The sequence below is a fragment of the Frankia sp. CcCS3 genome, from assembly GCF_977927575.1.
In genome coordinates, this window is the sequence record NZ_CDWRCL010000166.1 from 1 (window position 1) to 9,233 (window position 9,233).

Consider the following 9,233-nt stretch of genomic DNA (forward strand, 5'->3'; position numbering starts at 1 on the left):
TTCCCAAACAGGCCCTAGCGCGACCTTGCGCATCAGTGGACGGTCCTCTCCTGGTAGATGTCTTGATAAATGCTGATTTTGACGTTGATGGCGGTGAAGTTGCGCTGCACCTCGTCGAGGCGCGCCAGGACCCGGCGGCGATGCTCGGTCAACAGGGCGAGACGCTCCGCCTCGTTCCCCTCCCCGGCGCGCACCAGCTCGGCGTAGCGCGCCATCTCCCGGATCGGCATGCCGGTGAGCCGCAGCTTGGTCAGGAACGTGACCCAGCGGACGTCCTCGACGGTGTAGCGCCGATGGCTCGACGAGGCACGGGCGACCGGGTCCCGCATCAGCCCCACCCGCTCGTAGTACCGCAGCGTGTGCGCGCTGACTCCGGTGGCCGCGGCGGCCTCGGCGATCGTGAGGGTCCCGGCGGCCTCCGGTTCACCCCCCGGACCGACCGCGCACGGATCAACGGACCGGTCGCATCCATCCGGGCGGACCGCCGGGCCCAACCGCGCGCACCAGCCCTGATCCGGCTCCGCCACCATGACCGGAGACGGCGTCACGGCCGGCGGGGAGGACGTCACCGTGGGCGCCTCGATCGTGGCCATACGAAAACGCTAGGACTTGGAGTGCGCACGAAGTCAACGTGGCCCGCGGAAACTCGCTGTTCCGGATTCGCCGACTGCGTCATCGCGAACGGAGCGGGATGCGGCCGTCAACCGCCCACGCCGACTGTCGACGCCGGGTCGTCACACCGCGGGTCGCGTGGGGGCACGGCATACCCCCGGCGGGACGGCCTCCCCGCCGGCCTCCCCGCCGTCGGGTTACCGCCGGGCACCGACCGGCAGCGGCCTCGTCTCGAGAGATCGCCACGAGCGATCCGGATGGCCGAGGCCTCCCGCCGCGATCCACCGCGCGAGCGTGCGCGGGTCAGGGGTGGACCCGGTCAGCTCCCGAATCCGGACGCTCAGGGCCAGCAACGCCTCGGGGTGGTCGAGGTAGAGCCGGCGCTGCAGTCCCCCGGCCCGTCTGGCCAGCACCAGGGCCAGCCCCGCGAACGACTCCGCTCGCCCCGGACGGTCCTGCAGCTCCCGGCGGAACTCCGCGGCCGCGAGGCCGAGGTCTCCGCGCACGTAGAGCAGGTCCCCGAGGGTCGCGTTGACGGGCCAGGCCGCCGGATCGAGCCCGGCAGAACCAGCGAACCCGGCAGAACCAGCGAGCCCGCCGAACCGGTCGGGCCTGGCGAACCGCAGCGAGGTCAGCGCCTGCCGGGCGTGGCGGTGCGGGCTATACGGCTCAGTCTGGGGGACGAGGCGGGACGACGGCGGTACCGGCCGTCCGCAGGGCCGACCGGCCGCCCAGTCCCGCGCCCATCTCTCGATGTGGTCGCGGTCGGGCCGGCGGTTGCGCAGCCGCCAGACGACGGCGATGTCGCGCAGCACGGTGGCGGCGGTGGTAGTAGCCGCGATCGGCAGGTCAGCGGCAATCCAGACGTCGATCCTGGCGCCCAGGGCCGAGACGAACCGGCGGCCCGCCTCGGTGAGCCCGGCCGCCTCCCGCAGCACGGGCAGCACCGCCGAGACCGCGTCCCGGCACCAGGCGAACTCGTACGCCGCGCCCAGATCCGACCCGGCGCCGTCCCGGGCCCACCGCCCCGCCCAGAAGGCCGCGATCTGGGCGAAGGCGAAGGCGCCGTGCAGCAGCCGGGCGAGTGGCCGGGGGTCGGGCCGCCAGGAAGCGTAGTGCACGGAGCCGTCGTGCGGGCCGATCAGGGGCGCGAGATCGCTCAGCATCTCCAGTCTGGTGTGCGCCGCCTCATGCACGACGGCGACAGCAAGCCACAGCGCGCCGGTCGGCGGGCTGACCATCAGCGCGCCGAGCGCGTCGATCACGGTGACGCCGGTGCCGGGCCGATCCGGGACCTCGCGCAACGGGACCAGCGCCGACAGGACCGCGGCGGCCTCCTCCGCCCGCGCCCCGTCGTCGCCCGCGAGCACGCTCCAGGCGCCGTCGAGCAGGCGCTGCCACCGGGCCCGCCGCCGCCTCATCGCAGCGCGTGGCCACGGCCAGGGGAAGCGTGTCCGCGGCCCGGAACGGGTCGGTGTCCTCCAGCGTCAGCGCGATCCGGTGACCGTCGACAGTGCTCGACAGCGTGCGCGCCGGGGTCCAGCCGTCACCACCGGCCGGTCCCCGCCCGGGGCTGCCACTCAGCGTCACCCGCCGGTCGGACATGTGCGCGACGCCCCAACCGCTCGTGACCCCCGACCCGACGACGCCCACCGTGGGGATCGACACCAGCCCGTCGATGATCCGCACCGGCACCCGGCACGGCATCCGGGCCCGCAGGGCGGCGGCCACCGCGATCCCACCCACGTAACCGAGGCGGTCGAGGTCGGGTCCGGCCGCCCCGTGCCAGCACCGCCGCAGGCTGCCGGCGAGCCAGGTCCCGATCGTCGGGTGCAGGAGCAGGTCGTGGACGGCGTCGCGGGCCCGCCGCTGAGCGTCCCCGAGCACGCGGAGCGCCTCATCCACACAGGTGCGTGTCGCGTCGTCGAGGTCGGCGTTCTCGAGGCCGCGTAGCAGCGCCCACAGCATCAGCATCCGTTTGCTGATCTGACCCCGCAGCAGCTCGCGCAGCGGTGCGGCACCCGGCGGCCCGCCCGCCACGGCCTCGATATCCCGCGGGGTGATCCGGTGCCGGGCGGCGGGTGGGGAGACCACCCGACGGGCGGGTCCGGTAGGACGGGCGGGCCGCCGAGAGGCGGATGTCATGGCGCTACCGGGTGCGGGCCGTCCGCCCGGACAGGCGGCGGCCCCGGGCGGACGCGGCGGCTTCGAGGGGTCGGTGCCGTCCGGCATCTCCCCGAAGGATGTGGTCCTGGGCAGGTAGTCGGCCAGGTCCAGATCCCCGCCCAGGGCCAGGGCGACGTCCTCGGGCAGCGGCCCGCCCGGGTGGCCGATCCAGGCGGCGATCCATCGCTGCCATTCTCCCGAGGGTGGGCCCGCGAGGAAGGCAAGCTGGTCAGCGTCGACCTCGCAGAGATCCACCAGACCGGACGGCACGGGCATCAGATCGTGGGCCATGAATGTGGGGCCTCCCCACCAACGGGTACGCGCCGGCGCGACGCGGGGACCTGCTCGACGAAGAATACGCGAGGACATCGACGATGATCCCGTCCATCGACGGGATTCACCTGGCGTCATCTGGCGCCTTTCAACGGCCGTCCGAAGCCGTCAGTCGGCGGACGAGCAACTGGAAGCGGCGGTCGGCTTCGGACACCCGACGCTGATCCAGGGTGACGCCCATCAGGAACTCGTCACGGCTGAGGCGATGAAAGTACAGCGCGCCCTTCTCCACGTCGAGAACGGTGCGGGTCAATCGGCGGTTCAGGACCGATCGCAGCAGACCGTCGAGCAGATCGCTCAGGGCGAGGAACTCGGCGGCGACCTTGACGAAACCCTCCCGGCGGGCCTCCCGGCTCAGACCGACGAAGAATTCGTTGAGGTCGTCGTGGTCCATCAGGTCGGCGGCGCTCACCGTGCCGCCGCGCACCAGGGCCATGTACTGGAGGTCACCGGGCTTCAGGACGCTGACGGCCTGGGCCTGGAACTCCTCCTCCCGCGAGTCCCCGGCGGGTGACCAACGCCGTTTGATCAGCGATGCCCAGGGATTGGCGAACACCGGCGCCGACGGCCTCGGCAGCGACACGAATGGATGAGAGCCGGTGTCCGGGCTACCGTCGGCGCGGGTGGGCGACGGGAGGAACGTGCCGTCCCCCGGTGATAGCCGCCGTAGTTGGGGTCGCCGACCCCCCCGGGCCGCCCGGATTTCCGTCGCGGTCTGCGAGAGCGTCAGGTCAGCGGACTCGATGGCGTCCGCGCCGAGGGAGACCCCGACGATGTACTGCCCCTCGTCGACGTCGAAGTAGAGCACCGCCCGGTCCTGCGCGGCGAAGACCGTCCGGATCAGCCGCCCGTTGGCGAGACCGGCCAGCGAGGTGTTCAGATCCGTCATCCGGTGGTTCAGCTGCCGGCCGATGATCTCGTAGTCCCGGCGGGCCCCTTCCACCGTGCGTGAACCATGGAAATAGTCGGCCAGCCGCGGATGGTGCAGAAGGTCGGCCGACACCGTCGGCAATCCGTGGACGTAGTACTCGAGATACTGGGCACCCGTGACGGCCACCGCCCCGCGGAACTTCTGCCGGATGCCGTTGTATTCGTCACCGACATGCGGCGCGGTGACGATGTGGGGTTCGACAACATCATCAGGAACAGTCACCATCAGCTCATCCTTCTGCCGCTCCCGGCGGGTGGCGGCCGACGCCGGACCGGAAACCCCGCTCCGGGCGGACCGGCCGCCGGTGGATTGCCACCGTGCACTCGTCGCTCGGCCTCATCACGCTGCTCAGATGCTGGAGATGTCGATGTCGACTTCTCGATGGCCACGCCCGCCGCCAGCCTGCCGGCCGGTGAGGACCGCCAGGTTCTCCCGCATTATCGGGAGGTAGGGATGGCTTCTGTCCAGCGACATTTCAGATTCGCGCAACAGATCCTCGTTCAGCGCCCGGGCCGCCTCGGTCTCGCCGAGGGCTGCCAGGCTCGCGGCGTGGTTCACCCCGGCGGCCAGCGCGAACGGGTGGTGCTGGTAGAGCTCGTCGACCAGCGTGAGGTGGGCCTGCTCGGCCAGCGCGCGGGACTCCGTCAGCCGCCCGTCCGCGCGCAGGTAGATGGACAGATCCGAGCGGCAGACGTTCGTGAACGGATGCTCGGGGCCGTAGAGACGTTCATACTCCCGCAGGCACGACTCGGCCTCGACGGACGCCCGGTGGTGCTCGCCCAGCGCGTGCAGGTGGCCGGCACGGCTCAGCAGGCAGGCCAGGGTGCCCAGGTCGGACGCCCCGTAGATCTCGGTGTATCGCTCGAGCGTCTCACCGGCGAGGCGGCTCGCCGCGTCCGGGCTGCCCCGCAGGCGCAGGACGACCGCGAGATGCTTGTTGCAGCGCAGGGTCAGGTGCGTCGTCGCCCCCTCGATGCCGGCGAGGTTGGTCGCGGCCTCCCGCAGCAACCGCTCCGCCTGCTCCAGCTCGCCCAGCTCCCGATGGCAGATCCCGGCCCGCGCCTGCAGCCACCAGAACTGCGAGGTGCCCTCGGCCCCCGCCAGGCGCAGCCGCGCCATGGTGTCCAGGCTCAGGTGGAGCGCCTCACGGGCCCGCCCGTCCAGGAAGGTGGACAGTGCGAGGTTGCTCGCAGCCATGAGGGTGTCGAGGTGGTTCTCGCCGAGCCGGTCGCGGAAACCGACCAGGGTGCTGCTCTCCTCCGCGGCTGCCTCGGTGTACCGGCCGAGCTCCCGGATGTCGATGCCGTAGCTCATCGCGGTGATCAATGTGTGGCGATGGAAAATGCCCAGATGGCGCCGCTGGCGGGCGAGGGTGTCGGTGTTCAGGTCGTACGCCTCCTGGAACCGTCCCAGGCCGCGGAGCACCATGGCCAGGTGGGTGGCCATCCGCAGGGTCAGCGGGTCGTCCGCTCCGAACAGGTCGCGCCATCTGCGCAACGCCTCCTCCGCGATGCCGCGGCCCAGCTCCAGCCGGCCGGACCGCCACATCACATACACCTGGGACACCAGCCACTGCCGAACCTTGGGTGCCGGGCTCTCCATCGCCTCGGAGGCCAGGATCTGGCCTTCCAGCATCCGGTAGATCGGCCAGCCCGCGGCGGCCGAGGGCCGCGGAGCGGCCGCGGCGATGTCCGCGAAGACGCCGAGCACCACCTCGCGGGCGGCGGTCTGCTCGGCGGGCTGCATCCGTTCGACGAGGAGCCGCTGCCAGCGCGCGGCGAGGCGGAACTGACCGTCGGGTGCGGTGTCGATCTCGGCCAGCCGGGGCTTACGGATCTCCGCCCACAGCTCGGGCAGCACGGTCGGGTCGGCGATCGCGTCGTCCCCTACCGCCTCGGCGAGATGGCGCAGCATCACCGGGGATTCCAGCAGGCCGAGCGGCACGCCCTGCGGGGCCAGAGGAAGGCACACAGTTCCAGCAGCCGGGCCGCCGCCCGCCGGGTCGCGCGGTCGCTGGTGCGCAGGGTCTCGAACGACACCGTCCAGGTCGCCTGCTCGGGTGCGACCCCGGCGATCTGGGTGAGGTAGGCGTCGACGGCACGGTCGTCGACCGGCGCTCCCCGCCGGTCCTGGCGAAGCCGCCCGACCGCGGTGCGCAGGCCCGACGGCTGATGCCGCAGCCGCTCGGCGATCATCGCCAGCCGGTCCGCACCGACCTCGGGCAGCCACCGGCGCAGGAACGCCCGGCTCTCGGCCGGGGTGAACGGGCCCACCCACAGCGCGCCGGGTTCACTGTCCCAGGCCGGGTCCGCCGAGGTCAGCAGGACATGACCGTTGCTGGTCGGGATGGGTAGCAGCCCGGCCAGCATCTGCGAGTCGGTGGCGCCGTCGTAAACGAGCAGCCAGCGCGGTGAGGGGTCGCCCTGGCGCAGCGCGTCCAGGGCGACCCGTTCGAGCTGCTCGCTCGGGGAGCGATGCGCGCCCGGGACGTCGCTGCCGGGACGCAGCCGCTCGGCGAGGTCGCGCAGGCCCGCCCGGACCGAGGCTGCGTCACCCGCCGAGATCCAGTGCACGATGTCGTAGTCGGAGCCGAACCGGTGCGCGTACTCGGCCGCGATGGCGCTCTTCCCGACGCCGTCCGGGCCGAGCAGGGGGCACAGCCCGCTCGGTCGGCCCCCCGGCAGCAGTCGGTCGCGCAGCTCGTCCAGCACCGCGTGCCGCCCGATGAACGGCTGGGCGAACCCGGCCGGCACCGACCAGAAGCGGGGCCGGCGGGCCGGGTACCGGGGAGCGACCACCGGCAGGTCATCGAGCCGGGCCCGCGGAACGGGCAGCCCCAGCCCTTCGAGGACCACGACCCCCGCGTCCCGCTCGTTCCGCGCGGGCAGGGAGATAATCTCGGCCCCGTGGTAGGCGGGGTCGAGCCGCATCGAACCCACCTCGACGACCACCACCCCCGCCCGCGAGCCGCGCTGGCGGATCCGGGTCTGGACCTACTCGCGCACCAGGGACTCACCCGGGGTGTCCGGGCCCAGATGCGGTAATCCGATCACGATCAGTGACTCGACAGCGGGGAAGTCGGCGGGGGTCAGCGCCGTCGGGGGCAACGGCCGGATCCGCACCCCGGTGGCTCCCAGCACCGACGCCAGCCAGTCCGCCCAGGGCCGGTCCTCGGGCGCTCCAAAGATCGTCACCGACCGCGGAGCGGGCGGTCCGTACTGCTCGAAGTCCCGCAGCACCCGCTCCCGGTCCTGCGGCGGGACGCCGCGCGCATCGATCGGGGCGCCGGCGAGCTCTCCGGCGAGCATCCGGTAGGCGGCCTGGACGCCGAGCCGACTGGCGGGATCCTCCTGGAAGGCCGCCAGGACCTCCTCGTAGGCGTAGACCGCCTTGTAGGGAATCTCCAGGCCGATCAGAAAGCTCCGCTGTTCCTCCGGGTCGGAACCGCACAGGTCGGCCAGCACCGGGCGGAAGGCCTGGAACGCCGCGCGGCGGCGCAGTTCCTGCTTGCGCTGCTCGGTGTCCTCGACCCGCATCGGGACGGGCAGCACCCGGATGTCCCGCTTGCTGTTCCGGATCTCGCGGGCCACCCCGGCGCCGCCGTCGATGGACTGGTTGTTCAGCGCGATTCCGATGACGACGGTGTCCGGCAGGAGGTGGGTGCAGACGCCGGCCGCGTCCGAGGTCCCGGTCCGGCTGTCGATGAGGACGTAGTCGTAGTCGGCGAACCGCATGCGCTCACGCAGCGCGGCGAAATACGCCAGGCCGTCGGCCTCCTCGAACAGCGTCGACCAGGGCACCGTGGCCGCCAGCACCGCGCTCGTGGATGTCTGCCGGCCGGGACCGAGGAAGTCGATCCGCCCGACGCCCGGGAACCCGGGCCACTCGATGGTCTCGATGTTGTGCCGGAAGTCGCCGTGCAGGGCGATGATCTCGCGCACCGCGTCGGCGTCCGGCAAGGAGGCCTGCTCCGCGGCTGTCGACGGCGACGCATCCTGAAGCCGGTCGATCTCCCGGATGAAACCCTGGAGCATCTCGGTGACGCCGTCACTCGAGTCCAGCTCCCTGTTCTGCAGAAACGGGCGGAAATACCGGTGCAGGCCGGGAGACTCCAGATCCCAGTCGACGGTGAGAACCCGCTTACCCGAGGCGGCGAGCAGCCAGGCGACGTTCGCCAGCGCCATCGTGCGCCCCGAACCGCCCTTGTAGGAGTAGAAGGTGATGATCTGCGCCGGCCTGCCGGCGCGCCCGCCCGGGGTGTCGTGACCCGCCGGTTCCGGTGGTTGCCTGGAAAGTTCCGGTGGTTGCCTGGAAAGTTCAGTCATCGTCATCGTCCAGTTCGGCGGCGCCGGCACGACGCAGGATGGGTCGACGGGTGTGCTCGGGATCGGCCATCCGCCATCGACGCTCCCGGCCACCGGCTCGGGCCGGAGCCATGGCCGCCGGGGCCGGAGCCGTGCGAACCGTCGAGGCCAGGGGTGCCGTCTGGGCCGGCGGGATCAGCAGCGTCGCGGAGCCGCCGACGGACCAGCGGGTGCCCGGGCCCCGACCGGCCGACACCCAGTCCGTCCGCCCCGACCGCTCGACGAACTCCACGTCACGCGTGGACAGTGCCGGCGGCTCGTCGCCGCGGGCACGCACGATCAGTTCACTGACCCGTTCGGTCAACCGCTGGTACCAGACCGAGGCGGAGCCGGTCCGGATCAGCTGTAACGCGCCGCTCGCCGTGTAGCCCGCGCCGAAGTCGCCGACGAGCATCCCCGCCTCCGCGATCTGAGCCGGCACGGGTACCGATCGGATGGACCAGGGGACGCCGACCAGCGCCGGGGAGCTCCGACCGGTGAAATGGTGGTGCCACCGCAGCCGCTCCCGGAACAGCGACCACTCCAGCAGGCACTGGTGGTCGGTGAAGTAGGCGTCCGAGTACAGCGCCACCATCACCGGCGCCAGGAGCGCATCGGGATTGGAGCGGCCCCCCGCCGCCGCCGAGGGCTCCGCCGCGCCGGCCGCCTCGCCGGTGAACACCTCACGATAGCCGAGGCGCTCGTAAACCGCATTCTGTACATCTCCGAAGAAACGTTCGACGTAGCTGCTGTCACCGCCGGCGAGCGCGTGATGAACCAGAAAGAACGGTGTCACAGGTCCCCCTCACGCCGTTTTTCGGCGCAGGGCCTCTGCCCTACCATCTCGG

7 protein-coding genes are annotated in these 9,233 nt (G+C 72.0%); all 7 read right to left on the reverse strand.

Going from position 1 to position 9,233, the window contains the following annotated elements:
* Positions 1–32: 32 nt before the first annotated feature.
* The 7 genes from AC08OQ_RS14195 to AC08OQ_RS14225 all read right to left on the reverse strand — a co-directional run bounded on the left by AC08OQ_RS14195 (position 33) and on the right by AC08OQ_RS14225 (position 9,181).
* Entirely contained in the window at positions 33–593 is a 561-nt protein-coding gene (locus AC08OQ_RS14195; protein ID WP_476601456.1) for a MerR family transcriptional regulator, read from the reverse strand.
* Between the two features lie 216 nt (positions 594–809).
* Complete coding sequence (locus AC08OQ_RS14200; protein ID WP_476605442.1) at positions 810–2,033, reverse strand: aKG-HExxH-type peptide beta-hydroxylase; 1,224 nt, start codon at positions 2,031–2,033, stop codon at positions 810–812.
* 1,166 nt (positions 2,034–3,199) lie between these two features.
* Entirely contained in the window at positions 3,200–4,267 is a 1,068-nt protein-coding gene (locus AC08OQ_RS14205) for a hypothetical protein (protein WP_476601454.1), read from the reverse strand.
* Between the two features lie 123 nt (positions 4,268–4,390).
* Positions 4,391–6,013 carry an FxSxx-COOH system tetratricopeptide repeat protein gene (fxsT, locus tag AC08OQ_RS14210; protein ID WP_476601453.1) on the reverse strand — a complete coding sequence of 541 codons (1,623 nt, stop codon included), beginning with the start codon at positions 6,011–6,013 and terminating at the stop codon, positions 4,391–4,393.
* Positions 5,956–6,972, reverse strand: coding sequence for an NB-ARC domain-containing protein (locus tag AC08OQ_RS14215; RefSeq protein ID WP_476601452.1), 1,017 nt, complete (start codon positions 6,970–6,972; stop codon positions 5,956–5,958). The genes fxsT and AC08OQ_RS14215 overlap by 58 nt, the downstream gene beginning before the upstream one ends.
* Positions 6,973–7,035: 63 nt before the next feature.
* A complete protein-coding gene (locus AC08OQ_RS14220) occupies positions 7,036–8,367 on the reverse strand; it encodes a KGGVGR-motif variant AAA ATPase (RefSeq protein ID WP_476601451.1) in 1,332 nt (443 codons plus the stop codon).
* On the reverse strand, positions 8,360–9,181 hold the full coding sequence (locus AC08OQ_RS14225; protein WP_476601450.1) for a hypothetical protein: 822 nt from the start codon (positions 9,179–9,181) through the stop codon (positions 8,360–8,362). The genes AC08OQ_RS14220 and AC08OQ_RS14225 overlap by 8 nt, the downstream gene beginning before the upstream one ends.
* Positions 9,182–9,233: the final 52 nt, after the last annotated feature.